This window comes from Geobacillus thermodenitrificans subsp. thermodenitrificans DSM 465 (assembly GCF_000496575.1).
Lineage (GTDB): Bacteria > Bacillota > Bacilli > Bacillales > Anoxybacillaceae > Geobacillus > Geobacillus thermodenitrificans.
The window spans coordinates 45240-71861 of sequence record NZ_AYKT01000002.1 but is presented as its reverse complement, the minus strand read 5'-3'; the positions used below and the strand labels follow the sequence as shown (position 1 = coordinate 71861).

At 53.0% G+C, this 26622-nt stretch carries 27 protein-coding genes, 1 riboswitch and 1 other annotated feature; of the genes, 8 read left to right on the top strand and 19 right to left on the bottom strand.

Features of this window, described 5'->3' with window-relative positions; all coding sequences use genetic code 11:
- Positions 1-187: 187 nt before the first annotated feature.
- Positions 188-838, bottom strand: coding sequence for a tRNA (guanosine(46)-N7)-methyltransferase TrmB (trmB, locus tag DSM465_RS0102785; RefSeq protein ID WP_029760587.1), 651 nt, complete (start codon positions 836-838; stop codon positions 188-190).
- 147 nt (positions 839-985) lie between these two features.
- Between trmB and DSM465_RS0102780 the strand changes: the two genes are divergently transcribed.
- A complete protein-coding gene (locus DSM465_RS0102780) occupies positions 986-1255 on the top strand; it encodes a YtzH-like family protein (protein ID WP_008880929.1) in 270 nt (89 codons plus the stop codon).
- A gap of 96 nt (positions 1256-1351) precedes the next feature.
- Here DSM465_RS0102780 and DSM465_RS0102775 read toward each other — a convergent pair whose 3' ends face one another.
- The 6 genes from DSM465_RS0102775 to pepV form a co-directional block, all read right to left on the bottom strand.
- On the bottom strand, positions 1352-2134 hold the full coding sequence (locus DSM465_RS0102775) for a phosphotransferase family protein (RefSeq protein WP_008880930.1): 783 nt from the start codon (positions 2132-2134) through the stop codon (positions 1352-1354).
- A 228-nt stretch (positions 2135-2362) separates the two neighbouring features.
- Positions 2363-4543: a type I pullulanase gene (pulA, locus tag DSM465_RS0102770; protein ID WP_029760586.1), complete on the bottom strand. Its 2181-nt coding sequence runs from the start codon at positions 4541-4543 to the stop codon at positions 2363-2365.
- A gap of 107 nt (positions 4544-4650) precedes the next feature.
- Positions 4651-5592: a hypothetical protein gene (locus DSM465_RS0102765; RefSeq protein WP_008880932.1), complete on the bottom strand. Its 942-nt coding sequence runs from the start codon at positions 5590-5592 to the stop codon at positions 4651-4653.
- 11 nt (positions 5593-5603) lie between these two features.
- On the bottom strand, positions 5604-6182 hold the full coding sequence (gene thpR, locus DSM465_RS0102760) for an RNA 2',3'-cyclic phosphodiesterase (protein ID WP_011887999.1): 579 nt from the start codon (positions 6180-6182) through the stop codon (positions 5604-5606).
- On the bottom strand, positions 6179-7375 hold the full coding sequence (locus DSM465_RS0102755) for an MFS transporter (RefSeq protein ID WP_029760585.1): 1197 nt from the start codon (positions 7373-7375) through the stop codon (positions 6179-6181). Before DSM465_RS0102755 ends, thpR begins: the two co-directional genes overlap by 4 nt.
- Positions 7376-7457: 82 nt before the next feature.
- Positions 7458-8870 carry a dipeptidase PepV gene (pepV, locus tag DSM465_RS0102750; protein WP_029760584.1) on the bottom strand — a complete coding sequence of 471 codons (1413 nt, stop codon included), beginning with the start codon at positions 8868-8870 and terminating at the stop codon, positions 7458-7460.
- A gap of 249 nt (positions 8871-9119) precedes the next feature.
- On the opposite strand from pepV, the gene DSM465_RS0102745 reads away from it, so the two are divergent.
- Positions 9120-9341: a DeoR family transcriptional regulator gene (locus tag DSM465_RS0102745; RefSeq protein WP_008880936.1), complete on the top strand. Its 222-nt coding sequence runs from the start codon at positions 9120-9122 to the stop codon at positions 9339-9341.
- A 97-nt stretch (positions 9342-9438) separates the two neighbouring features.
- On the opposite strand, the gene DSM465_RS0102740 is transcribed toward DSM465_RS0102745, so the two are convergent.
- Positions 9439-10185, bottom strand: coding sequence for a pseudouridine synthase (locus tag DSM465_RS0102740; RefSeq protein WP_029760583.1), 747 nt, complete (start codon positions 10183-10185; stop codon positions 9439-9441).
- A gap of 103 nt (positions 10186-10288) precedes the next feature.
- On the opposite strand from DSM465_RS0102740, the gene DSM465_RS0102735 reads away from it, so the two are divergent.
- A complete protein-coding gene (locus tag DSM465_RS0102735; RefSeq protein ID WP_008880938.1) occupies positions 10289-10489 on the top strand; it encodes a prefoldin domain-containing protein in 201 nt (66 codons plus the stop codon).
- A 105-nt stretch (positions 10490-10594) separates the two neighbouring features.
- Here the strand turns inward: DSM465_RS0102735 and DSM465_RS0102730 are convergent, their stop codons facing one another.
- The gene (locus tag DSM465_RS0102730; protein WP_029760581.1) at positions 10595-12220 is read right to left on the bottom strand and encodes a putative polysaccharide biosynthesis protein; all 1626 of its coding nucleotides are present in this window, start codon (positions 12218-12220) and stop codon (positions 10595-10597) included.
- Between the two features lie 114 nt (positions 12221-12334).
- Between DSM465_RS0102730 and DSM465_RS0102725 the strand changes: the two genes are divergently transcribed.
- The gene (locus DSM465_RS0102725) at positions 12335-13636 is read left to right on the top strand and encodes a BaiN/RdsA family NAD(P)/FAD-dependent oxidoreductase (RefSeq protein ID WP_029760580.1); all 1302 of its coding nucleotides are present in this window, start codon (positions 12335-12337) and stop codon (positions 13634-13636) included.
- Positions 13637-13768: 132 nt separating this feature from the next.
- Here the strand turns inward: DSM465_RS0102725 and DSM465_RS0102720 are convergent, their stop codons facing one another.
- The 7 genes from DSM465_RS0102720 to DSM465_RS0102690 all read right to left on the bottom strand — a co-directional run bounded on the left by DSM465_RS0102720 (position 13769) and on the right by DSM465_RS0102690 (position 19231).
- Positions 13769-13948 (bottom strand): sporulation protein Cse60, encoded by a 180-nt coding sequence (locus DSM465_RS0102720; protein ID WP_008880941.1) that lies wholly within the window; start codon positions 13946-13948, stop codon positions 13769-13771.
- Positions 13949-14004: 56 nt separating this feature from the next.
- Complete coding sequence (locus tag DSM465_RS19770) at positions 14005-14142, bottom strand: hypothetical protein (protein ID WP_165478180.1); 138 nt, start codon at positions 14140-14142, stop codon at positions 14005-14007.
- 42 nt (positions 14143-14184) lie between these two features.
- Entirely contained in the window at positions 14185-14499 is a 315-nt protein-coding gene (locus DSM465_RS0102715) for a rhodanese-like domain-containing protein (RefSeq protein WP_029760579.1), read from the bottom strand.
- A 63-nt stretch (positions 14500-14562) separates the two neighbouring features.
- Entirely contained in the window at positions 14563-16980 is a 2418-nt protein-coding gene (gene leuS, locus DSM465_RS0102710) for a leucine--tRNA ligase (RefSeq protein WP_008880943.1), read from the bottom strand.
- Between the two features lie 74 nt (positions 16981-17054).
- Positions 17055-17279 (bottom strand) — a binding site (T-box leader).
- 79 nt (positions 17280-17358) lie between these two features.
- A complete protein-coding gene (locus tag DSM465_RS0102705) occupies positions 17359-18558 on the bottom strand; it encodes an MDR family MFS transporter (RefSeq protein ID WP_029760577.1) in 1200 nt (399 codons plus the stop codon).
- 115 nt (positions 18559-18673) lie between these two features.
- Entirely contained in the window at positions 18674-18838 is a 165-nt protein-coding gene (locus DSM465_RS0102700; RefSeq protein ID WP_029760575.1) for a hypothetical protein, read from the bottom strand.
- Positions 18839-18967: 129 nt separating this feature from the next.
- Positions 18968-19231, bottom strand: a complete 264-nt coding sequence (locus tag DSM465_RS0102690) for a YtzC family protein (RefSeq protein ID WP_011888007.1) — start codon at positions 19229-19231, stop codon at positions 18968-18970.
- A gap of 158 nt (positions 19232-19389) precedes the next feature.
- On the opposite strand from DSM465_RS0102690, the gene DSM465_RS0102685 reads away from it, so the two are divergent.
- Together DSM465_RS0102685 and DSM465_RS0102680 are read left to right on the top strand one after the other, a co-directional pair.
- The gene (locus DSM465_RS0102685; RefSeq protein ID WP_029760571.1) at positions 19390-20349 is read left to right on the top strand and encodes a TIGR01212 family radical SAM protein; all 960 of its coding nucleotides are present in this window, start codon (positions 19390-19392) and stop codon (positions 20347-20349) included.
- Positions 20346-20918: a tRNA (mnm(5)s(2)U34)-methyltransferase gene (locus DSM465_RS0102680; RefSeq protein WP_029760569.1), complete on the top strand. Its 573-nt coding sequence runs from the start codon at positions 20346-20348 to the stop codon at positions 20916-20918. Before DSM465_RS0102685 ends, DSM465_RS0102680 begins: the two co-directional genes overlap by 4 nt.
- 52 nt (positions 20919-20970) lie before the next feature.
- On the opposite strand, the gene DSM465_RS0102675 is transcribed toward DSM465_RS0102680, so the two are convergent.
- Positions 20971-22053, bottom strand: coding sequence for a tetraprenyl-beta-curcumene synthase family protein (locus DSM465_RS0102675; protein ID WP_029760568.1), 1083 nt, complete (start codon positions 22051-22053; stop codon positions 20971-20973).
- A gap of 172 nt (positions 22054-22225) precedes the next feature.
- Between DSM465_RS0102675 and DSM465_RS0102670 the strand changes: the two genes are divergently transcribed.
- Positions 22226-22747: a gamma carbonic anhydrase gene (locus tag DSM465_RS0102670; RefSeq protein WP_008880951.1), complete on the top strand. Its 522-nt coding sequence runs from the start codon at positions 22226-22228 to the stop codon at positions 22745-22747.
- Between the two features lie 120 nt (positions 22748-22867).
- Here DSM465_RS0102670 and metK read toward each other — a convergent pair whose 3' ends face one another.
- Positions 22868-24082, bottom strand: coding sequence for a methionine adenosyltransferase (gene metK / locus DSM465_RS0102665; RefSeq protein WP_029760567.1), 1215 nt, complete (start codon positions 24080-24082; stop codon positions 22868-22870).
- A 118-nt stretch (positions 24083-24200) separates the two neighbouring features.
- A riboswitch (SAM riboswitch) is annotated at positions 24201-24316 on the bottom strand.
- Positions 24317-24502: 186 nt separating this feature from the next.
- Between metK and pckA the strand changes: the two genes are divergently transcribed.
- Positions 24503-26089: a phosphoenolpyruvate carboxykinase (ATP) gene (gene pckA, locus DSM465_RS0102660; RefSeq protein WP_029760566.1), complete on the top strand. Its 1587-nt coding sequence runs from the start codon at positions 24503-24505 to the stop codon at positions 26087-26089.
- A gap of 198 nt (positions 26090-26287) precedes the next feature.
- Here the strand turns inward: pckA and DSM465_RS0102655 are convergent, their stop codons facing one another.
- Positions 26288-26530 carry a DUF2584 domain-containing protein gene (locus DSM465_RS0102655; protein WP_008880954.1) on the bottom strand — a complete coding sequence of 81 codons (243 nt, stop codon included), beginning with the start codon at positions 26528-26530 and terminating at the stop codon, positions 26288-26290.
- Positions 26531-26622 lie beyond the last annotated feature (92 nt).

The window sequence follows — 26622 nt, the reverse complement described above, 5'->3', positions numbered from 1 at the left end:
TCGACGTTTACGCTTAGAAGTGGGAGGTTCTTAGGAATACCCGCCTCACAGCCGGCTGTCAGCCAAGCCATCCCCGTGCGTCCGGAAGTTGGTGAAGGCACGGATGCATCCTCCACTTATGCTCACGAGGAAACGTGGTGAGACCGGTTCAGAGCACTAAAAAAACCCGACCAAACCGGTCGGGCCGTTATGACTGCTGTGGCGGACGAAGCGCCTCGCAGCGGTAAATGCGGTTGCCTTTTGCTGAAAATTTTTCTTCGTACTCGGTCATGACGTTGCCGACAATATCGCTCCGATGCAAATCCAATTGGACCGCCGCGAGCACAAACCCATATTGTGACAGGCTGACAAGCGAATACTCAAAAAACGACTGATTGTCCGTTTTTAAATGAATGTCCCCGTCTGCGGACAAAATGCGATCATAAAGCGCCAAAAAATCCCGATAGGTCAGCCGCCGTTTCTCATGCCGCTTTTTCGGCCACGGGTCGGAAAAGTTCAAGTAAATACGCGCGATTTCTCCGTCAGCAAAAAATGTGGTGAGATCTTTCGCGTTGGCATTGAGCAACCGCACGTTTGGCAGCTCGCTCTCGATCAGCTTATCCAGCGCCGACACGAGCACGCTCGGATACAACTCAATGCCGATAAAATTGACGTCGGGATGCAGCTTCGCCATTTCGGTAATAAATTTTCCTTTTCCAGTGCCGATTTCAATATGGATCGGCCGGTCATTGCCAAACAGCTCATGCCAACGCCCGCGCCTCGCTTCCGGGTCAGGGATGACATACTGAGGGTAAGCGGCGATTTTGTCTTTCGCCCATGGTTTGTTGCGCAAACGCATATTGACACCTCTGTCTCGTTTCCGTTTGTTGTTTTGATGCTACCTTGTTAGTATAACCGCGCTTGAAGAAGCAAACGCCTAGGCATAAACACCGTTAGGCCCGGGCATATTAAAACCGTACAGCTTCGCTAAAGGATGGTGAACGGCATGCCGCTCGACCATAACCATCAATTGACCGTGCTCCGCGATATTTTGTCTGAACACCAACTTGATTGTTGCGGAACGGTTTCCGAATGTGAACAAATCGAACGGCTTGTCAAATCGCTGCTCGCCAACAATGAGGTGAGCGCGAATGTCAAGCAAATTCTCCCGAACATTTACGCCTATGGCCAAGGCGGAAAATATAGCCCCGATTTAAACGCCCATATTTCCGCGCATCAAAGCCAGCTCGCCGATTGGGTGAACGAGCTGTCATAAACAGCGCGGCTAAGACTGGTCAAACATGAGAGGCCGTGAAACGTTGCCAGCGTTCTGTTTTCTTTTTCGAAGACCGTTTCGGCAACGTTCAACGGCTTACTGTTCCGCTATAATGTACTGCAATAATTGCAACGATTGTTCCCTTTCTTTTTGACTGTCCTTCCCTTTCGGCCAAAACAGTGAATGCAATGTATGGGCGATGGCATACCATTTCAGACGGAGGGCAAGTCCCTCCGTCCATGCCAATCCATACTGATGAAGCCACACTTCCCACTCAGCGCGCGGAATGTATAAATGAAGCAACATGCCGATGTCAATGGCCGGATCCGCAATAACAGCTCCATCCCAATCGATCAAGTACAATGTGCCGTCATCAGCAAGCAGCCAATTGTTATGGTTAATGTCACAGTGGCAAACAACGTGCTGATCATCAGGCAAGAACGATACATGTTGCCTAAGCCAGCTAAGCGCTTCACGAACGGCCGCAGCGCCGATCGGATGACGTCGTTGCCGCTCGGTGAGCGCAGCGAGCATCTTCTCGGGATGCAGCGGCGTTTTGCCGAGCCGCTTAAGCATCGTCACCAGCTCTTTGGAGCCATGAATTTTCCGCAACAACGCCGCCACCTGTTCGCTTCCCATCTCATGCGGCTTCAGCTCCCGGCCGTTCAGCCACTGCTGGGCCGTAAACACATCGCCATTTTCCATCCGTTTCGTCCAGACGAGCTTCGGGACGATCCCTTCCGCCGACAATACGGCAAGAAACGGGGAAGAGTTCCGTTTCAAAAACAGTTTCTTCCCTTCATATTCGGCAAAATACGCATCCCCTGTTGCACCGCCGGCCGGAGTGATCTCCCACTCCTTACCTAGTAACTGTTCCAAAGCATGTTCACCTGCGACTTAAAAAATAGAAAACGTGTCCGTTTGCTTCTTCTTGTGCACAAATAAAAAGGACGGCCGTGCCGCGTCCTTCTTCCGTCCGTCTTACTTGTATTATACTGAAATACCGCCCCGGCATGCAAACATTTTTCTTACCAAGATACTTGCATAAAACTGCCAAAGTCTGCACAGCAAAACAAAAGGGAAGGAGTTTTCCCATTGGGATTCCGCTCATCCCGCATTTTCATCGGCATTCATCGCTTCTGTTCTGACAAGCACCCATGTACCGATACCGTCAAGGTCAACAACATGGCGCACCCGTCGGAGCGGAATCGTCCCGCTTTGCTCTCCGTCGCAGACGACGTCCCACTCTTCTTGATCGGGAAGAACAATTGTCTCCGATTTCTCTTCATGATGGTGAATGACAATGATATCCCCCCACGGCCCGTAGACGGCGACATCGCGCAGCCAATAAGCGATCACTGACGGCGGGGTTGGTTCAAGAAACTCGAAATGGCGCAACACCTCCGCCTCTGTCGCGAGGCGAAACGCACCGTGCGCCCGACGAAGAGCGATCAGCCCTTGAACATAGCGGACGTCGTTTTCATAGCGGCTTTTCTGCTCCCAATCGATCCAATTCACCTCATCAGGTGCCTGATAGCTGTTGCCATCTCCCCCTTTTGTCCGATAAAACTCCTGACCGCTATGCAAAAATGGAATCCCTTGCGCCAATAGAACGATCGCCGTGGCGAGCTTTTGCCGTTTGCGCCTAATCGCTTCTGATTCGTAGCCGTTCGCAACTTCCATCTTATCCCAAAAAGTATGATTATCATGACATTCTACATAGTTCAACGATTGGAGTGGATGACAAAACAGCCCGCCTAACGCCCGCAAGCTGCCGGCGATGACCGTTTTCGCCTGTTCGCGCCCGCTTGCATCGCCGAGCGCAAAGCCGCGGCTTGGCAAATGGAACGTGCTTCCTTTGATCGTATCGCGGAACCGATCATTGAAATAGGCAATGCGCGGCAACTTCCAAGCGTTGGTCATCGTCGCTTTTTGCTCTGGCGCAAGCGGTGTCGGCAAGTCCCAACCTTCCCCATACACGAGAATCGATGGATCGATTGCATCGAGAGCGTCACGCACGACTTTCATCGTCTCTATATCATGTACACCCATCAAATCGAAACGAAATCCATTAATGCCGTACTCTTTCGCCCAAAAGATGACCGAATCGACGATCCACCGACGGGCCATCCGCCGCTCAGAAGCGATGTCGTTGCCGACGCCGGTGCCGTTGGCTGGCTGGCCATACGCATCATAGCGGAAATAATACCCGGGAACAAGCTTCTCCAGTGATGACTGCTCCCGATCGTAGACATGGTTATATACCGCATCCATAACAACACGCAAGCCGTTTTCGTGCAGCGTTCGAATCATTTGTTTTAATTCAACAATGCGCGCGTAAGGATCGGTCGGATCGGTTGCATAACTCCCTTCCGGTGCATATAGATGAAGTGGATTGTATCCCCAGTTATACGAGGCTGACGGATCGCGTTCATCAACTCCGGCAAAATCGGTAAACGGCATAATCTGCACATGGGTGACACCCAGCTCTTTTAAATAGGAAAGCCCGGTCGATGTTCCGTTCGGCCCGCTTGTATTCGCTTCCGACAACCCAAGATACTTCCCTTTATGGGCGGCACCGCTGTCGGGGTGGCTCGTAAAGTCACGGATGCTTAATTCGTAAATAATGGCGTCAGTCGGTGATGTGAGCGGCGGCAACGGACGAGCGGATGGTGCGAGCTTCGTCTTTTCCCAGTCGATGATCACGCCATACTCACCATTGATGGAAACAGCGGTCGCATATGGATCCACTGCCTCGCGCCATACGCGGTTAATGCAGGCAACATACGTATAATACGTTCGTTCCCAGTCGCCGGGGACGACCGCCGACCATACACCGCGCTCCCCTCGCTCAAGTGGCACATAGCGGGCATCACCGCTATCCGGATGGATCAACTTGACGTTGACGGCGGTTGCCGTCGGTGCCCAAACGCGGAACACCGTTTGCTCCTTCGTGTAGTCCACTCCTAGCTTTCCTTCGTAAAAAAATTGATCATCGAACGCCGGCGTCCGCACGACAGCACCGATTTGCACATCGGTTCTCTCCCCCGAACGGGCACGAACCCAATAGGTCGCCCCAAACTCGAACGCAGACGCAAATCGACATACATATTTCACCATATCGCCTAAGTCCTCGAGCTGCTGCACGGAAAGCGGAATTTCCTCTCCGCTCGGTGCCACCATCGTAAATGGCGCCATCTCGTCAGGGCAACACGACTTCGGTACAAGCACGGTCAATTGATCCATCTCGTCCAAATAGGCGACAAACGTTCGGTTAATATGAAGCATATTGGCTCACCCCCCCTTTGTGGCCTCCCGTTACTACTATCATACGCAAAAGAAAAAGGGCGGTGCCAAAAAATCGGCCGGTTCGCCCCATCGATGCACAGATGCTTTTATTGTTGCCATTCTTCGTTGTAAATATTCCCATCAAGGCGGGGGCTGTAAAAACTGGCGCAGTGGCCAAGCAACGCCTCAGCCGCCTTCAACTGCTGATGCCGAAGCGGAAGGGCTGAGCGGCGCAAGCGGGAAAACCATTGTTCATAATTTCGTTTATCAATATAGTGAACAAAAGGAAAAAGATTGCTATGGTCAATGTAGCCATAGCGGTTTAACAGCACAAGATGAATCGGCCAATCGATTTGATGTTTTTGGAAAATATCAGAAACGACTTGCCCTGTCCGGCGCAGCGACACGACCGGGTTCACCCGCTTAACCTCTTTCATTCCGGCCCGCTCCGTCCAAAACCGGTCTGCGGATACGATCACAATATTGTCCGGACTTCCCTCGACAAAGGCGATGCACCAAGCCGCCGTCGGCGTCAGGATGACCGTCTCGAGCTCGACCTGCGCCTTACCGGCCATAACGACCGGCTGGTAAAAACATAAATACGTATCCGGAAACCGCTGCAAAAAATACTTCAACGTTTCATCGCGATACAGCTCGTCGTCAAGCGGAGAAACGTACATCATCGTCGAACTGGCCCATTTCAGCTGAAGCTGAAACAATTCGTCAAGAAATTGACGCTTCAGCTCCTCAACGGTGGCCGCACGGTTGACCATCGCAATAGCGGCTGGCGCCTCTTCTTCCTCTTCCAATGCCGTGTCGCGCCGCCACCGCTTTACGAGCCGTTCCCACCATGATGGTTCGTTAAGCAAAAAATCCCACGTCTCTTCCGTGCCCGTTTGAACGCTCATGCCAGCATCGTGTGCCGCTTCCCACCGTGCTTTCGCCTGTTCCCACTGCCGTTGTTTCAGCCGGATAAATTCCGGCACATAATAATACACATCCGTTTCATAGCGGGAGATACAATCCCGCATTTTCACAAGCTGTCCCATACCCTCACCTACTATTGGTTGCCCTCCGCCGGTGCACCCAGCAGCGGAAACGAGGCGATCACTTCATATTTTGGCGTCTGGTGCATATTTGTCCGGTATAGCACAATCTCCGGCACCGAAAACACCGCCGAAGCCGCCGGAAGCATACCGAGCATTTCCGGCTTAAACGGCTCGGCGCCTTGCCATTTGCGAGCGATCGTAATATGCGGGGCAAACGGCCGCCGGTCGAGAGAAAAACCGAGCGTTAAGCAAGCCTCATACACATCGCGCCGCAGCGCATTGAGCGTTTCCTCCGCTTTGACTCCTTGCCAAAAAATGCGGGGCGCTGTGCGCTCTCCGAACGTTCCGAGCCCGTCAAGTTGAAGGGAAAACGGAGCGTAGCGGGCTGCGGCTGCCGCTACCTTTTCACATAGCGGGTCCATTTTCTGTGGCGGCACATCCCCTAAAAATGCAAGGGTAATATGGTAGTCTTGTTCATGCACCCATGTACGGAACGGAAGCGATGATGCCATATCGCCCGCAAAACGGGCAATCGCTTGTTTCGCCTCCGCCGTCAGCGGAACGGCAATAAAATAATGGTTGCGTTTCATCCTCTCTCACCTGCCGATTGGTCGTCTCGTTCTAGTTTGGCAAGCCAAAGCAATACGAACACGCCAGCGAGCGTGCAAGCGCCAAAAAACAAATAAACCGTGCCAATGTGCCACCGCTCAAGCAAATACCCGCCCAAAAGCGTGCAAAACCAAGCACCGAGGCCGTTGCTGACTGCCGAGTAAAGGGACACCGCCGTCACCTGCACCCGCTCTGGCACCAAGCGACGCGCATATTGGAGCGCGGTCGGAATCGACAGTCCAACGGAGCAGCCTTGCACGATCGTTGTCATATAGACAAACCAAAGCGGTGGATCGGCGGCATATGACAGCCAGCGGACCGCCGATATTAGCGCCGCCAAAATAAGTAGGCGCGCCATGCCAAACCGGCGGATGAGCCGATCCGTCGCTTTCATAAACGGCACCTCACTTCCGGCAGCAAGCAAAAAGGCGAAGCCGACGCCAGTCAGCGTACCGCCGAGTTCATGAATCAACAGCCCGAAATACGAATTGTTGGCCAAAATCGGACCGAACAACAAAAACGCGGCCGTCAACAACAGTCGAAACGGGCGGAGCGAAAGCAGTCCGCCGATGTCACGCCACGTCAACCTCCCTGTCGACACCGCCGTCCGGTAGCGCGGCAGGCGGGCAGTCAACGCGGCTGCAGCTAACATCGCAAGCGAAAACGCATAAAAAATGACCGCAAAGGCGATACGTTCGGATAGCCATCCGACGACAAACACCGCCACAGCAAAGCCGATCGATCCCCATAACCGAATGGAGCCGTAGTTTCCGCCCTGTTCGTGGACATGGCGAAGGGCGAGGCTGTCCGAAATCGGAACGACAGCGCTCTGCGCCGCCGAAAGCAGCACCGTCAACGCAACAAAGGCTTCGTAACTGCCGGCGAATGAATACATGAGTCCGAACAACGCCGTCAAAACGAGCGTGATCATTAATATCCCGACCGGTTTGCGCGTATAGTCAGTCACCATGCCCCAAAGCGGTTGGGCGGCCATCGTCACGATCGGGGTGAGCGACATAATCCAACCGATGGCCGTCCCCGACAGGCGCGCTTCTTCCTGCAAATAGACAGACAAAAGCGGAGACAGCGCCCCAATGGCAAAAAAGATCAGAAAATAAAAGAGCGGAAACACCGTTTTTCGCGCCGCTGCTTCCCGTTTTAAGGCTGCTTCCATCCCGTTCTCCCCTTTCCTTGTCACAACATTGCTGTCTTGTGGGGCAACCATTCTATTTCTTAAGCCGTTCCGAAGCAGCGGTTTATTTGGCCAGCTCATAGATCGCCTGAGCGTAAATGGCAGTCGCTTTCACTAAATCGTCAATCTCGACATATTCATCTTTCTGATGGGCGACATCAGGGCGGCCAGGAAACAAAGCACCGAACGCCACCCCGGCGGTCAACGAGCGGGCATACGTGCCGCCGCCAATCGCCAACAGCCGACCAGGCTCACCGGTTTGTTCTTCATAGATGCGTTGAAGCGTGCGGATCCACTCATGATCCGGATCGACGTAATGCGGTTTCGTATCATGGAAACGCCCGAGCGTCAGGCCGCGTTCAGCAGCCACGTTGGTCAACGTTTGACGGATCGTTTCCCCGTCGGCCGTCACCGGATAGCGAATGTTCAACCCGATTGTCCCGCCCTGTGCACGGTCGTATGACAACACGCCGACATTCACGGTCAGCTCACCGCTCCGCTCATCCCGATACGCCAGACCGAGCTTCCGTCCGCGCGTGTCGTCGAAAAACGAGGACGCCACAAACTGGACAAACGGCCGGCTACCGCCATCCAGCGGAAGGCTCGCTAAAAATTGCGCCAAGTAGACGCCGGCATTTTTGCCGCGCTCCGGTTCGGCGCCATGAGCAGCCACTCCTTCCAGCGTAAGCACAGCCGCTTCGCCGCTATGGTGGATGTTCCCGTTTAATCCGTGGTCACGGCAAAAGCGCTCATACCGGCTAGACCATTCCTCCAGCCCGGCTCCTTCGACAACGGCTTCGGCCGCATCAGGCACCATATTGTAGCGGCGGCCTGCTTGAAACGAGCGAAGCGTCATTTCTCCCGTTTCTTCGCTCCCCGTCAGCCGATATTGCAAATCAGCGTCAATAATCCCTTTTTCCGCATAAATAATCGGAAAATCAGCGTCCGGGACAAACCCAATGTCCGGCATCTCTTCATGCTTGAAATAATGGTCGACACACCGCCAATCGCTTTCCTCATCCCCTCCGATGATGAGACGAACCCGCTTGCTCAGCGGCAGGCCGAGTTCTTTCACGATTTTCATTGCGTAAAACGCAGCGATGGTCGGCCCTTTGTCATCGATGGCCCCACGCCCGTAAATGCGGCCGTCCCTCACATGAGCGGAGAACGGATCAACCGTCCAGCCATCCCCGGGCGGCACGACGTCGATATGGCCGAGCACACCGATAAGCTTCTCCCCTTGCCCCATTTCCACATGTCCGGCAAACCCGTCGACGTTTTTGACGCGAAACCCTTCCGCTTGACCACGGGTTAACATATAATCGAGCGCTTCTGCCACTTTCAGTCCAAACGGCGCTCCTGGCTGCGCCTCGCTGTCATCACGAACGCTCGGAATGCGGACAAGCGCTTGCACATCGCGAACTAAATCGTCTTTCCGTTTCCGTGCCTCCTCAATCCAGTTGATGTTCAACGTCATTCTCCCTTTCTTTTTATCACTCTTTGTTGCCAACGTATCATATCAAAAAAAGGTTGTCAAAATTTTTCATTTGTCACAACTTCGTTTCATTTTTGCTACAAAATGTTTAAATTTTTCGTGAATATGTGCAAACGGGTAGCATTTCCCCAGCCATTTCGTGTACAATGGTAGTAAACAGATAAAAGACATCTCTCATCTAAAAGCTGTCGGTTGTGCCATGCGAATGATGCTAAGATAGGGAGTGGTCTTTTGAAACCTTCAACACACCGGATGCTTACCCGTATTAAATCCGTGTATATGTACATTAGCGAAAAAGGAACGGTTACGACCCAAGAACTTGTTGATGAGTTCGGCACCACCCCACGAACAATCCAGCGTGACTTAAACGTGCTTATGTACAATGATCTCGTTCGCAGCCCGAGCAAGGGCAAATGGACGACCACGAACAAAAAAGTGCGTATCTCTTCTTGAGCGGTGCCAACAAGGCAAAACAGGATGAGAGATGAATGCAGAATGTCTTTTCATAACGAACGAATATTCTTCACTTTTTCATAAAAAAGGAACCGTCTCAGGTTCCTTTTTTTTCATCCGCGTCCGCCCGATATTGCTTCAGCATCTCCACCTCTTCATCTGTCAATTCCCGATACTCGCCAACCGCTAAATCCGGATCGAGAGAAAGCGGCCCCATTTGCACCCGTTTCAAATAAACGACCCGCTTGCCGACCGCTTGAAACATCCGTTTCACCTGATGAAATTTCCCTTCTGTAATTGTCACTTCGACATCGGAACGCAGGCCCGATTTCAACACGACAAGCTCGGCCGGCTTCGTCTCATAGCCGTCATCGAGCACCACACCTCGCCGAAACGCCTCCACATCGTCTTCCGTCACCTCGCCATCAATGACGGCAAAGTACGTTTTCGGCACATGTTTTTTCGGCGCCAACAGCTGATGGGCGAGCTGTCCATCATTCGTCAACAACAGAAGCCCTTCCGTGTCTTTGTCGAGCCGCCCGACTGGAAACGGGTCAAACAGCCGATCTTCCTCTTCAAGCAAATCAACGACCGTCTCTTCCACAGCGTCTTCCGTCGCTGAGATGACGCCGGGGGGCTTGTTCATCATCAAATAAATGAACTGTTTATACTCGACCGTTTCTCCCCAGACGGTCACCGTCTGCTCGTCCGGCCGCACTTTCGTTTTCGGATCATAGACAGCAGCGCCATCCACTTTCACCACGCCGGACTTCAGCAGCTTTTTTACTTCCTTCCTCGTCCCATAGCCCATATGGGCGAGCAGCTTGTCAATGCGCAGTTCCACGAAACTCCCTCCTAAAATATTCCTCTATTTGGGCGTTTATCTAGTCCGCTTTTGCCTCCTCACCATACACTATGAGGGAAAGATACAGAAAGGAGATGTGTCGATGAACGAGTATTACTATTATGTTCCGACGTTTGACGATTACCGTCAACAGCCAGCAGGCCAGTTCTTGCCCATATGGCAATTTACCAACTGGGCGCGACGCATCGAGCAGCTCGAGCGCAATGTCGAACGGCTCAACCGGCAGCTCGAACGAGTGGACAGACGCCTCGATCGCATCGAGCGCCGACTCGGCCTTGCATAAACCGATGAGAAAGAAGGCGGATCACAAGACCGCCTTCTTCTCGTTTTGGCCATAAATCCGCCACTGCCAACGCAGACAGCGAAGTCGGGAACTGATGAGCAAGAATTATGACACGGCCTTTTTCTCTTTCCGACGCCAAAAAGCAAACCGGTCGCCAAATAGCGCCACAAACAGCCCGGAGCGAATGCTGAGAAACAAGTACACCGCCGCACCGGCCGCCACGCCAATCGCAGCAACGAACACCGCCTCCGCCGTTCCCTGGCGATAATCGACCCACTGCCCGACCAACGCCGCAACGACCATCACGGTCACCGACATCAACGCCGTCAAAATGGCCATAAACACCGTTCGGCGAAGGACAAAACGATAGCGATAGCGGGTGTACCGTTGAATCACCCATAAGTTGAACGCCACCGAGACGAAATACCCGGCCATCGTCGCAACAATGGCACCAACCGTCGCCCATTTCATAATCAACAGTGTGTTAAGCGACAGTTTCACAAGCAGGCCGGCCGCTAAACTAATGACCGTAAACCGCTGCTGGTTAATGCCTTGCATAATCGCGGACGTCACGGAAAATAACGCGTACAAAATCGCCGCTGGGGCGTACCAACGCAACACTTGCTCACCGAGCGGGTCATAGCTGTAAAACGAGCTGTACATCGGACCAGCGAGCACCGCCATGCCGATCACCGCCGGCATCGTTAAAAACATCAGCACTTGGAACGTCTGGTTCAAATATTGCCGCATGGCCCTCCGGTTTTGTTCAACATGTGCTTTCGTGATCGTCGGAATGAGCGCCAAGCTGAACGAGGTCGCCAACGTCACCGGGATGATGACGAGCTTTTGCGCCCACATATTGAACACCGAATATGCGTGTTCCGATATTTTTCCCAACCCTGCGGCAGCCATCGCGTGGTTGAACGTAAACTGATCGATGAGCTGATAAAGCGACATCGATAAGCCGACAAAGACGAACGGAATCGAAGAAAGGAGCAACTCCTTATACATCGCCGGGAGCGACACGCTCACTTCGCCGCGGTCGCGCTCGAGCAAGGAGCGCAAATACGGACGCCGCTTCCACCAATACACAACGAGCACCAACAACCCGCCGGCGGCGCCGACAAACGCGGCAAACGTCGCTGCACTCACGGCGGTGACGATCGAGCCGTCCCACATACGTAAAATGACATAACAAGCCCCAAGCAAAAAGGCAATGCGCACAACTTGCTCGACGACTTGCGACAACGCTGTCGGCCCCATCGATTCGTGTCCTTGGAAAAAGCCGCGGATCAAGCTCATCATCGGCACGATGATGAGCGCAAAACTGACCGCGCGAATGACGGCGACAACGTCATCGACCGAGTTGACGTTCGTTTCTGCATCGATCACATGTGGAGCCAAAATGGGCGCGAGCCCGTACAAAATGAGCCATGAGGCAACACCGCTCGCCAACATAAGCACGAGGCCGGAGCGAAAGAGCGTATAGCCGACGCGGTATTCCTCAAGGGCATTGTATTTTGACACAAATTTCGATACGGCGACCGGCAGCCCGGCCGTCGCCAAACTTAAAAAAATTTGGTAAGGCACATAGCCGTATCCGTACAGCGCCCCACCGCGCTCACCGACAAGGTGATAAAACGGAATGACGTAAAACAAGCCGAGAAGGCGGGAAATCATCACACCAGCAGTTAAAATAAATGTGCCGCGCAGCAATTTCGATGTTGACATATGATCCCTTCCCTAACCGTGGACGTTGAAAATCGCAACATTCCTATTTTATCATAGTTGGCAACGGAACGAAAAACATTGTCTGCTTGTAGACAACGAAAGGATGGAATCCATATGGGATATGACGTCATCATCATCGGCGGCGGCCCGTCCGGGCTCATGGCGGCGATCGCTGCTGGGGAACAAGGAGCGAACGTACTGCTGTTGGAAAAAGGAACAAAGCTCGGGCGCAAGCTTGCCATCTCCGGCGGTGGGCGCTGCAATGTCACGAACCGGTTGCCGATCGATGAAATCGTCCGCCACATTCCCGGCAACGGCCGCTTTTTATACAGCGCCTTTTCCGTATTTAACAATGAAGATATCATCCGCTTTTTCGAACGGCTTGGCGTGCCGCTGAAAGAAGAAGACCATGGCCGCATGTTTCCCAAAAGTGACAGCGCCCAATCCGTCGTAACAGCACTCGTGAACGAACTCGGCCGGCTTAAAGTCGATATCCGGCTTGAGGCGCCGGTTGAGGATGTTCTGTATGAGCACGGAAAAACGGTCGGCGTCAAGCTAAAAAGCGGGGAGACAATCGCAGCAAACGCCGTCGTTGTCGCAGTCGGGGGCAAATCCGTGCCGCAAACCGGCTCAACCGGCGACGGCTATCCTTGGGCGGAAAAAGCCGGTCATACGGTGACTGAGCTGTTTCCGACCGAAGTGCCGATCGTATCGAACGAGCCGTTCATCAAAAACCGGACGCTGCAAGGGCTGTCGTTGCGCGATGTGGCGCTGAGCGTCTTAAAGCCGAACGGCAAGCCGCTCATCACCCACCGAATGGACATGCTGTTTACCCATTTTGGCATTTCCGGCCCGGCTGCTCTCCGCTGCAGCCAATTTGTTGTCAAAGCGTTGAAAAAAGCTTCGGACGGCGCGGTCGCCATGAGCATCGATGCGCTGCCGGATCTCACGCAAGAAGAGCTGTTTCAACGCTTAGCCAAATTATGCAAACAAGAGCCGAAAAAAGCGGTAAAAAACATCGCCAAAACGGTGCTGCCGGAACGATACGCCGCCTTTTTGCTGGAGCGAAGCGGCATCGATCCGCAAGCGGCCGCCGGAACGGTGAGTCATGAAGCGCTGCGGGCGTTCGTCCGCTGTTGCAAACAATTTACGTTTCACGTCCATGGCACGCTGTCCATCGAAAAAGCGTTCGTGACCGGGGGCGGTGTGTCAGTGAAAGAAATTGAGCCAAAAACGATGGCATCTAAATGTATGGGCGGTCTATATTTTTGCGGCGAAATTTTGGACATCCACGGCTATACGGGCGGCTACAACATCACCGCCGCCTTGGTGACCGGGCGGCTCGCCGGCATGAACGCCGCTCGCTATGCATTGGAAGCGAAAAGTAGAGGAAGCATCGGCGCGGACAGCCGTTGATTGACGGCATACCAAACTAGGCGCAGCCGCTTTCCCACCGCCGGGGCGGACAACGGCTGACAGAAAGCTGGAAAACCTCTTACAGACAGCTCGACCTTCCGTCCCCGCCTGCAACCGGGGCGGCCCGGCAAATTACGTCCGGTAAATGACCATGGCCGAAAAGCAATAAATTTGCTCGCCCTCTGATTCCATCGCCGCCACGCTGTATTTGACATCAATCAACTGCCCGTCTTTCAAGCGGGCTAAAAAATCATTGACGGCCGCCTCTAAATCTTTTTCATGTTCTTTGTCAAACACTTTCACTTTATACATGGCGATCGCCCTCCGTTTTCTTTTTCCATTTCCACAAGGCAAGGGAAAGTTCCTGCCTAAGGAACGAAACGGGCTCGCCTTCTCCTTTTCACTGAGTTGACGGATCGGTAGGGCGGCACGTAACAAGCAGCGTGAAGCGAAAAAAACGGCAGGCCGTCTTTACCGGCCATGCCGTTTTTTTGTCCGTCTGCCAATCGCCCCGCCTGCCGGTTGACCGGCTAAGCGGAACCGTCACATTATTGCTTCGTCACTGTTTCCCCTTCCCACTCGAGCATGCCGCCGATCATGTTGCAGACGCGGTAGCCAAGCTCCTGCAAATAGCGGCAGACGTTTTCGCTCCGCCGCCCGGAGCGGCAGACGAAAATGTATTCTTCCTCCTTGTCAAGTTCGTCCAATCGGTTCGGAATATCGCCCATTTTGATATGTTTGGCACCTGGAATCATGCCGAGAGCGACTTCCTCGTCTTCACGCACATCGACAATGTTCAGCTTTTCGCCGCGTTCAAGCTTTTCTTTCACTTCCGCCGCGGTAATTTCCTTGATTTCTTCCATCCAAGTTCGCTCCTTTCATCCATATAAGAGGGTGGCAGCGGACTGCCCGCCCCACCCGTCTCGTTAGTTGGCGACGATATTGACGAGCTTACCAGGGACAGTGATCACCTTACGCACCGTTTTCCCTGCAAGCTGCTCTTTAATTTTTTCATCGGCGAGCGCCCGTTCTTCTAGCGCCTCTTTCGATAAGTCCGCCGGCACGTTCAGTTTCGCCCGCACTTTGCCGTTGATTTGGATCACGATTTCAACGACATCTTCGACGAGTTTCGCTTCGTCATATGTCGGCCATGGTTCATAGGCGATGGTGTCAGTATGGCCGAGCTTTTGCCAGAGCTCTTCGCCAATATGCGGGCAAACCGGCGATAAGAGCTTGACGAACCCTTCCATATATTCTTTTTTCATCTGCTCCGCTTTATACGCTTCGTTAATGAACACCATCAGCTGCGAAATGGCGGTGTTGAAGCGCAGCGCTTCGTAGTCTTCCGTCACTTTTTTCACCGTTTGATGGTAGACGCGCTCGAGCGTATCGTTCGCTGGCTCGTCAACGATGTTCGGGTTCAGTTGACCATCTTCGGTGACAAACAGACGCCAGACGCGCTCTAAGAAACGGCGCGCTCCGTCAAGCCCTTTCGTCGACCAGGCGATCGACGCTTCAAGCGGCCCCATAAACATTTCATACAGCCGCAACGTATCCGCGCCATGGCTCTCGACGATATCATCCGGGTTGACGACATTGCCTTTCGATTTGCTCATTTTTTCATTGTTTTCGCCTAAGATCATCCCTTGGTTAAACAGCTTTTGGAACGGCTCTTTCGTCGGCACGATGCCAAGGTCGTACAACACTTTATGCCAGAAGCGAGCGTACAGCAAGTGCAAGACCGCATGCTCCGCCCCGCCGATGTAGACGTCAACCGGCAGCCATTGTTTCAACTTTTCCGGATCGGCGAGCTGTTTGTCGTTATGCGGGTCGATGTAGCGCAAATAATACCAGCAGCTTCCCGCCCATTGCGGCATCGTGTTTGTTTCACGCCGCCCTTTTTTCCCGGTTTTCGGATCGACAACATTGACCCATTCTTCGATGTTGGCGAGCGGCGATTCACCCGTTCCCGACGGTTTAATTTCATCCGTTTTCGGCAAGACAAGCGGCAATTCTTCTTCCGGCACCGTCGTCATCGTCCCATCTTCCCAATGGATGACCGGAATCGGCTCACCCCAGTAGCGTTGGCGGCTAAACAACCAGTCGCGCAGCCGGTACGACACTTTCTTTTGTCCTTTTCCGTTTTCTTCAAGCCAGGCGATCATTTTTTCGATCGCTTCTTGTTTGTTCAAGCCGTTCAAAAACTCAGAGTTGATGTGCTCCCCGTCGCCAGTGTACGGCTCGTTTTCGACATTCCCGCCGGCAACGACTTCTTTGATCGGCAAGTTGAATGTTTTCGCAAACTCGTAGTCGCGCTCATCATGCGCCGGTACAGCCATGATCGCCCCAGTGCCGTAGCCCATCAACACGTAATCGGCGATCCAAATCGGCAGCTTGTCGCCGGTAACTGGATGGATGGCGTACGCACCAGTGAACACGCCTGTTTTTTCTTTCGCCAAGTCGGTGCGCTCGAGGTCGCTTTTGCTTTGCACTTCTTTTAAGTAAGCATCAACGGCTGGTTTTTGCTCCGGCGTTGTAATTTTCTCAACAAGCGGATGTTCCGGAGCCAACACTGCGTACGTGGCGCCAAACAGCGTATCTGGCCGCGTCGTAAATACCGTGAACGACTCGTCATGGCCGTCGACAGCAAACTCAATTTCCGCTCCTTCCGAACGGCCGATCCAGTTGCGTTGCATTTCTTTAATGCTTTCCGGCCAGTCAAGCTCCTCCAAATCTTCGAGCAGCCGGTCGGCATAGGCGGTAATTTTCAGCATCCATTGCCGCATTGGCTTGCGGATGACCGGATGCCCACCGCGCTCGCTCCGGCCGTTGATGACTTCTTCGTTCGCCAGCACGGTGCCAAGCGCCGGACACCAGTTGACCGGTACTTCGTCCATGTAGGCGAGCCCTTTTTCATACAGCTTCAAGAAAATCCATTGCGTCCATTTGTAATAGTTCGGATCAGTCGTGTTAATTTCCCGATCCCAGTCATACGAAAAACCAAGCGACTTAATTTGCCGGCGGAAGTTGTCGATGTTTTTTTGCGTAAATTCGGCCGGGTCGTTGCCGGTATCGAGCGCATATTGTTCTGCCGGCAATCCGAACGCGTCCCACCCCATCGGGTGAAGGACATTGTACCCTTGCATCCGCTTCATGCGCGCCAAAATATCAGTCGCCGTATACCCTTCCGGATGGCCGACGTGCAAGCCAGCGCCAGACGGATACGGAAACATATCCAACACGTAAAACTTCGGTTTATCGCTTTCATCCGGGGTGCGGAACGTTTTATGCTGTTCCCAATAATCCTGCCACTTTTTCTCAATTTCGCGATGGTTGAAACTCATCGTCGCACTCCTCCTCATCGATTTCTACTTTGCATCATTGACGGAAATATATAAAAAAACCTCCCATCCCAATGAAAAGGGACGAGAGGCACAATTCCCGCGGTACCACCCTTTTTGGCGCGCCAATGGCGCACCCGCTTTGCTCCTTAACGCAGATTCACGGCAAGTGCTACGAGGCCGCGACCGCTCGCACCTGCAACTCCGAGGCGAGTTCACGAGCCGGCTTCGGTTGACTCGCACCGACCGTCAACTCTCTGCCGTCCGCCAGGCCCGTTACTGCTCCTCTTCACCGTTATTCGCTTTATCCTTCCTTTGCGTTCGAAACAACAAATTTAATTATTATTTTAAAAAATTTGTCGATCAATTGCAAGCCGAAATCTATACAGTCGCCGTCGTTTTTTTCTCGGCCTTCCCGACCGGCTTCGGTAGCCAGCGGTCGTACAACAGCGACGCGGCTACCGCTAACAACGCAAACGCAACGAGCAGCCCGATGAGCGGTTTCATTCCTAATTCATCAGCGACCCACCCGCCGATGACCGGTCCGATCATCCGTCCGACCATCGCCGTGCCGTTGACGATTCCTTGATAAAATCCAGCCTTCCCTTGTGGCGCCAGTTCGTTCACGACCGTTGGAATCACCGGCCAGACAACCATCTCAGCGATGGTGATGACCACCATTGAGGCGACAAACTCACCGAGCGAATCGGCGCCAAACAGCATGGCAAACGAAACGGCGAAAATGGCAAACCCGATCACCATTTGCCGTTTCATCCCCGGCATGAAGCGTCGAATCACCCGCGACAGCAACGGCTGCGCCAAGACGATCAACGCGCCGTTGATCGTCCAAAGCAAGCTATATTGCCGGACTGACAAATGAAACTCTCGCATATAAACGGCGATCGTCGTCGACCATTGGACATAGCCGATCCAACACAATCCATAGCCGACGCAAAGGAGAGCGAGCGCCCATCCGACGGCGCGGGATGTCGATGTTTTGACTTTTGCAGCTCGTTTTGTTTTCGGCGGGGGCAAAAGCGGGATACGCCGCAATCCGACCACGACAATCAACAAAAACGCAACATACAACAACAGATTGGCGAAAAAAACGAACGAAAAAGAATACGAAGCAACAAACCCGCCGAGCGCCGAACCGACGGCGACACCGAGGTTTTGCGCGACATACAAAGCGTTGAACGCCCTCCGTCCCCCTTCCGGCCAAATCGCCCCCGCATACGCCGATGACACCGGAAAAACGATGCCGCTGCCGATGCCAAGAAGCGCCAAAAACACCGCATAATGCGGCCAGCCGTGCCAAACGCTCAAAGCAGCCGAAGCGACCACCGTCGAACATGCCCCGACAAGAAGGGCGCGAAACCCGCCGATCCGATCAAACAAAACACCGCCGACTAAGCTGCCGATGACGCTGCCCCCTGAGTTGAGCATCAGCACCGCTCCCGCCACCGCCAGCGGTTGGCCAAGCTGTTCGTGCAAATAAATCGTATTGAGCGGCCATAAAAATGACCCCCCTGTCACATTGAGCACCATACCGATAAGCAGCCACCAAAGCGCGCGGGGCATCGGTCATCATCCTTTGCTTGATTTATTTCGTTTCCCAAAATAATTGTAGAGGGGAAAGGAAAAAAAAGCAATAAAAAAGAGGGCGACGTGATGCCCCCTCGTTGTTCACCATGCTTCATCCGTTCCGCTGCTTGGAGCGAACCGGCTGGCCGCCTGTTTGTTCGTATTGTTTTTTCGCCAGTTTGACCGGATCGAAATCTTGGCCCAGCTCGAGATCGTTATTGTTTTGACTGTTGCGTGTTTTCTGTTCCGGGTTCGTTTGTTTCAGACGCCGCTTCATGTCGCATCATCCTCCCTTCTTTTTTCGTGTCGCATTTTGCCTTCTCTTCTCCCCTTTGCCAGGGGACGGGGCGCCCAACTTCGGAAACGCTTCCCCCTCCCCATCAAGGGCGTTCATTGACACCGCCTTTTAGCGGTCAAGCAAAATCATTTCGTTTTGCAGTTGCTCAAGCTGAAGCCGCATCCGATGCAGCTGCTCGCGCTGCTGGGCGTTGCAGCTTAACGCCAAGTGCGCCAAATCGTTGACGGTTTGCTCGAGCATTTGCTGGGCGTTTGTATATTCAATGAGATTATAATGTTCTTGTTTTTGCGCTTCTGTATATTGCTCTTTCGCAAAGCGGATCACATCTTCACACCGCTGCAAAAACTCCTCGACCGATTGTCTTGTTGCCATGCGTTCACCTCTTTTCATGATGTTCCCTCATGTTTACTATGCGCCGCCGGCGTCATCCGTATCACGTCAATGATTGGCAGCGATCGCTTTTTGCCGCCATTCATGGTACAATGCAAGGATGGTGGGATTTTTTCAAAGCAAGGAGGGAAGCGGTATTCATGCAGGCAAACCCGTTTCCATATACAAACGACCATAAACGGTATCATACGTGGAACTATCATTTACGCCAGACGTTCGGACATAAAGTGTTTAAAGTCGCGCTTGATGGCGGCTTTGATTGCCCGAACCGCGACGGGACGGTGGCGTACGGAGGGTGTACATTTTGCAGCGCTGCCGGATCAGGCGACTTTGCCGGCAACCGGGTCGATGATTTAGTGACGCAATTTCATACGATTAAGGAAAAAATGCACCAAAAGTGGAAAGACGGCAAATATTTGGCGTACTTTCAAGCGTTCACCAATACACACGCCCCCGTCGAGGTGCTGCGTGAAAAATACGAAACCGTGCTCGGCCTTGACGGAGTCGTCGGCCTGTCCATCGCCACGCGCCCCGACTGCCTGCCGGATGAGGTCGTCGATTATTTAGCGGAATTGAACGAACGGACGTATTTATGGGTCGAACTCGGTTTGCAAACGATCCACGAGCGGACGGCGCAACTGATCAACCGGGCGCATGATTTCCAATGTTTTGTCGATGGCGTACAAAAACTGCGCCGGCACGGCATCCGTGTCTGTGTCCATCTCATTAACGGCTTGCCACTTGAGACGTACGACATGATGATGGAAACAGCCAAAACCGTCGCCGCCATGGACGTGCAAGGCATCAAAATCCATTTGCTTCATTTATTAAAAGGGACACCGATGGTGAAGCAATATGAAAAAGGGCTCGTGAAGTTTTTAACGTTTGACGAATACGTCCATCTCGTGTGCGACCAGCTTGAAGTGCTGCCACCGGAGATGGTCGTCCATCGCATCACCGGCGACGGGCCGATCGACTTGCTCATTGGTCCGATGTGGAGCGCCAACAAATGGGAAGTGTTAAACGCCATTGACGCCGAACTCAAGCGGCGCAACAGCTATCAAGGAAAACGGTACAAACAAGAGGTGACGGCCCGATGACATTGATGAACATTTTGCCGTTTGCCCGCTTTTTGCTTGAACGTGCCGTCACAGAAGGCGATCTTGCCATCGACGCAACGGTCGGCAACGGCCATGACACCGTCTACCTTGCGGAACTCGTCGGCGATAGCGGACATGTGTTCGGATTTGACATTCAACCGGAGGCCATCACAGCGACAACAGCCCGCCTTTCTGAACACGGGCTGCACGACCGGGTCACGTTATTCCAACAAAGCCATAGCGAGCTGCTCACAGCGCTTCCTAGCGATGTGTATGGACGGATTGCCGGCGCCGTTTTCAACCTCGGCTATTTGCCGGGCGGTGATAAACAGATTGTCACCCAACCGGAATCGACGATTCAGGCGGTCGAACAGCTTCTTTCCATCATGAAGCCGGGCGGCGTCATCGTTCTTGTCGTTTACCACGGCCATCCGGAAGGAAAAATCGAACGTGACGCGTTGCTTGATTATGTGCGTTCCCTCGACCAGCAACACACCCACGTACTCAAATACGAATTCTTGAATCGGCGCAACGATCCGCCGTTTATTATCGCGCTCGAAAAGCGATAGGCGGAGACGTCTCCCTTTCGCCGATCCATCATCAAGCAATAAACGGCTGTCTTTATGAAAAAGACAGCCGTTTTTGTTTCTCCTGCCAAAAGCGATACGCTTTTCCGTTCCAATAAAAAAACTGCGATGCCGCCCCGCCGGCGCGGACGAGTTGACGCGCCAGCCGGCGCAAGGCGCGCTGTTTTTTCACTTTCTCATCGGACAAATACAGACCAAGCAAGCCGCGATGAATCAAGCGGTGGAACTTGCCATGCGGCAGCGTGCCGACATGGCGGTCCGCTTCTTCAATAAAGTGGCAAAGCCGTTCCAGCAGCACGGTTTCATTCGGATAGTAAAAGCAAAAGTTCAAATCGCCGCCTTCGCGGTCTTCTTCCTGATCGATCAAATAGTCAAGCAAAATGTGCAGCCCTTGAATGTACGGAAAATAACCGTCGCGCACTTGTTTTGCCATCTCCGGCGGCATCGACTCGCCAAAGGCGTACGCCACAAGGCAAAAAATGCCGAGCGTCGAGCCGGAACAGGCGGAAAACTCATACCATTCCATCGGCGGCAAGCTGTCTTTGTATTGGGCAAACCATCTCTCCAGCCGCGGCACGCGCTCTTTTGTGTCGACATGTTTATGTACTTGCAAGTCGCAATAATATCCGGCAAGCTCATGCAAAAACGGAACGATCGTTTCGTAATGTCGCACTGTCGCGAGCACCTCTTGGCATGTGCGCACAAGATCCGGCAAATAGCCGCCGTCTTCCTGCTCACGGCGGTAGCGGTAATAGTTGGACGGCTCTGCCCCAATGGTGAGCGCATCCGGCATTGAATCATGCAAGGCGCGAAAATCGAGCGGATCAAGCGATGTGCTCCGGTCGCACAAGTTATCTAAGTAATCGCTAATCGTCTGATACGCGACGATAAAGCGAATGCATGCTTCTAATTTCTCCCGAGCCAAAAGCGCCAAAATCGCGCCGCCTTCACAATGGAACGTTTTCGACGCGATGCTTGCTAACGCTTGCCGGCGCAACTCCGGGTCAGGAATGCGCTCCGCCCGCTGCCGCCAATAGGAAAGCTCGCGATGGACAAGGGGAAACACGTCACGATATACCATTTTCATTAACGCAATGGGATGTGTCGGGATTTTCAATGGGCTCACCTCGGGCGCAAAAACAGTGCTTTTTTCATCTCCTAGTATTTCCATCTCTACAACTGTGGAAAACCGCCTTGGTCATCATCTATTTCATTCCGTTTACGAACGGCAGACAACTTTGTAAAATAAGAATGAGCTGACGATTTCGCAAAAGAAAGGAACGAAAGCGATGATTTATCCATACAAAGGAAAAACACCGCAAATTGCCCCGTCCGCCTTTATCGCCGATTATGTGACGATCACCGGCGATGTCACGATCGGCGAGGAGACGAGCATCTGGTTTAACACCGTCATTCGCGGTGACGTGGCGCCGACCATTATCGGCAACCGGGTCAATATTCAAGATAACTCAATTTTGCATCAAAGTCCAAACAATCCGCTCATCATTGAAGACGGCGTGACCGTGGGCCATCAAGTCATTTTGCACAGCGCCATCGTCCGGAAACACGCCCTCATCGGCATGGGCTCGATCATTCTTGACCGTGCGGAAATCGGCGAAGGAGCGTTTATCGGCGCTGGCAGCTTAGTGCCGCCCGGCAAAAAAATCCCGCCGAACGTGCTCGCCCTCGGCCGGCCGGCGAAAGTCGTCCGCGAGCTGACGGAAGACGATTTCCGCGAAATGGAACGCATCCGCCGCGAATATGTAGAAAAAGGGCAATATTACAAGGCGCTCCAACAAAACAGAAGCTGACCTGCCATCTTTTCACAGCGGCTAAAAAGGACAGAACCAACAACAGCACGCTTCATTTCGATGTCTATAAAAAGAAACGGAGGAAGACTCACCTTAGTGCAGTCCCCCTCCGTTTTTCATTTATTCGTTTTTCGCTAATGCCATCGCTTGCTCTTTCAGCACCGCTGCTTTATCCGTGCGCTCCCACGGCAAGTCGACATCCGTGCGCCCGAAATGGCCGTAAGCCGCTGTTTGTTTATAAATCGGACGACGCAGATCCAGCATTTTGATGATGCCAGCCGGGCGAAGATCGAAGTTGTTGCGGACAACTTCAATTAAAACGTCTTCCGACACTTTGCCGGTGCCAAACGTATCAATCGAAATCGATACCGGACGAGCGACGCCGATGGCGTAAGCAAGCTGCACTTCGCACTTGTCGGCCAGTCCGGCCGCAACAATGTTTTTCGCAACATAGCGAGCCGCATATGCTGCCGAGCGGTCAACTTTCGTCGGGTCTTTCCCCGAGAATGCACCACCGCCATGGCGAGCGTAACCGCCGTACGTGTCAACGATGATTTTCCGTCCTGTCAGTCCAGCGTCCCCTTGCGGACCACCGATGACGAAGCGGCCGGTCGGGTTGATGAAATATTTCGTGTTCTCATCCAACAACTCCGCCGGAACAATCGGCTTGATGACGTGTTCTTTCATATCGCGTTCGATTTGGTCGTGCTCAATTTCCGGATGATGCTGCGTTGAAATGACAATCGTATCCACGCGCACCGGTTTGCCGTTTTCATCATATTCGATCGTCACTTGCGTTTTGCCGTCTGGACGCAAGTATGGCAAAACATCCGTTTTGCGCACTTCGGCCAATCGGCGCGACAGACGATGGGCAAGCGAAATCGGGAGCGGCATAAGCTCTTCCGTTTCATTGCAGGCAAATCCAAACATGAGCCCTTGGTCGCCGGCACCGATCGCTTCAATTTCTTCGTCAGTCATCTGACCTTCGCGTGCCTCAAGTGCCTGGTCAACCCCCATCGCGATATCCGGCGACTGCTCGTCAATGGCCGTCAACACCGCGCACGTATCGGCGTCAAACCCGAACTTCGCACGCGTATAGCCGATCTCGCGGACCGTATCGCGAACGATGCGCGGAATATCGACGTACGTCGAGGTCGTAATTTCCCCGCTAACAAGCACGAGACCTGTTGTGACGCTCGTTTCACAAGCGACACGGGCATTCGGATCTTTTTCTAAAATGGCATCCAAAATGGCATCCGAAATTTGGTCACAAATTTTATCCGGATGCCCTTCTGTTACAGATTCTGAAGTGAACAAGCGGCGTTTGGCTGACATTCGGCTCATTTCCTCCTCTTGACATAATGTGGCGATACGGAACTCGTTTCCCTTCATATAAAAAAACCTTTCCTGTCACGGTGAGGAAAGGTCATTGCAATCGTATTGCTTCCTTTCACTCTTATCGTTCAAGGACCACGCCTTGCCACAGGTTAGCACCTTTTCACATATTGTAAAATTGTGACGGTTGCTGGGTTTCATCGGGCCTGTCCCTCCACCGGCTCGGGATAAGAGTATCCGTTCAATGACTTATCTTATCGTAATGAAATAAGCAAAGTCAACCGCAGAAACAAATTTTTTATTATCTGAAAAATAGGCCAAACTAAGTTTAAAAAACCTACACAATTAGTATGGACTATTAATAAAAATGTGTTATACTATTTTCAAGAGGAATTCCAATAAAAAAGGCAGGTTGTGAACATGGGGATCGCAAAAATGACCAATAAGCTTTCTTTGCTGCTGCAAAAACCGTACGTACATCACCAGTTGTCCGTTGCTGAGCTCGTCGAAAAAGTGCTGCACCGAAACGAAGGGCGGCTGACGCACACTGGCGCTGTCGCCGTCACGACCGGTAAATATACCGGACGGTCACCGAAAGACAAATACATCGTTGAAGAACCGTCGACGAAACAGAACATCGATTGGGGAACGGTCAACCAACCAATGGCACCGGAGACATTTCAAAAATTATATGATAAAGTGCTCGATTATTTAATGAAAAAAGATGAACTGTTCGTCTTTAAAGGCTTCGCCGGCGCTGACCCGAAAGCGCGGCTGCCGATTCAAGTGGTGAACGAATTCGCTTGGCACAACTTGTTTGTCCATCAGCTGTTCATCCGTCCAAGCACGGAAGAACTCGCCGACCATGAACCGCAATTCACCGTCATTTGCGCGCCGAACTTTAAAGCAGACCCGGCCGTTGACGGGACGCGTTCGGAAGCGTTTATCATCATCTCGTTCGAACAGCGCACCGTCTTGATCGGTGGAACGGAATATGCGGGCGAAATGAAAAAATCGATCTTCTCGGTCATGAACTATTTGCTGCCGGAACAAGGCATCTTGCCGATGCACTGCTCGGCCAACGTCGGTCAGGAAGGCGACGTCGCCCTCTTCTTCGGCCTGTCGGGAACCGGGAAAACAACGCTCTCGACCGACCCGAAACGCCGCTTGATCGGCGATGACGAACACGGCTGGTCGAGCCGCGGCATTTTCAACATCGAAGGCGGCTGCTATGCGAAATGCATCAACTTATCGCGCGAGAAAGAGCCGCAAATTTTTGATGCCATCGGCTTTGGCGCCGTGCTTGAAAACGTCATTCTCCATGATGCGACACGGGTTCCGGATTACGATGACGGGACATTGACGGAAAACACGCGCGCGGCCTATCCGCTTCAGGCGATCAAAAACATCGTTGACCCAAGCGTTGCCGGCCATCCGTCGACCATCGTGTTCTTGACGGCCGATGCGTTTGGCGTCTTGCCGCCGATCAGCAAGCTGACGCGCGAACAGGCGATGTACCATTTCTTAAGCGGCTACACAAGCAAACTCGCCGGCACCGAACGCGGCGTCACTGAACCGGAAGCGACGTTCTCGACATGCTTTGGCGCGCCGTTTTTGCCGCGCCCGGCCGTCGAATACGCCGAAATGCTCGGGCAAAAAATCGCTGAGCATAACGTCCGTGTCTTTTTGGTCAACACTGGTTGGACAGGAGGACCATACGGCGTCGGCAGCCGAATGAAGCTCGCCTACACCCGCGCGATGGTACAAGCCGCCGTCGAAGGGGAGCTTGACAACGTCGAAACGGTCCAAGACCCGATTTTCGGTCTTGCCATCCCTGCCCACGTCCCGGGCGTGCCAGATGACGTCTTGCGTCCGCAAAACACATGGGCAGACAAACAAGCGTACGAACAAAAAGCGAAAGAACTGGCGGAAAAATTCCGCGCTAACTTCCAAAAATTCGCTCACATCGATCCGTCCATTGAAAAACTCGGTGGACCGCTCGTTTAACAAACACCCGGCCGGACAGGGAACATCCTGTCCGGCCGTTTTTTCTGTTCTTTCCTCTATTTCGGTCTCCGTGATTCTCTTTCTCTTTGACAAGCAGGGCCTTTTTTCCTCTTATCTATGGCAAGGCGCAAACCGTCCTTCGGTTTGCGCCCCTGCCTGATGGACCAATTCCGCGCTCATTTGCCCGACGCTTCGTGTTCAATTGGTGGAATACAAGCTGACGAGCTCATACGTAACCGTTGTCTTGTTATCTTCCCATTCGAGCTTTCTTACGACCGCGATGCCGCTCGCTTCGCTTTGCAGCGTCCGGCGCACTTCAAGCGGCACGTCAAGCGGGTATAAGCGGTAGCCTTCTTTTTCGAGCACAAACAAATTGCCTTGAACGCGCTGTTCTTTTCCTTTTGTGACAATGAGCGTCTGCAGCTCCATCGGCATGCCCATCGTTTCCGACCTCCTTGCACCTGATCGATTCGTTTATAGCCCACGAAGCCGTCCTCCCAACATCATCGTTTTCTGCCAATGGTGATGTTGGC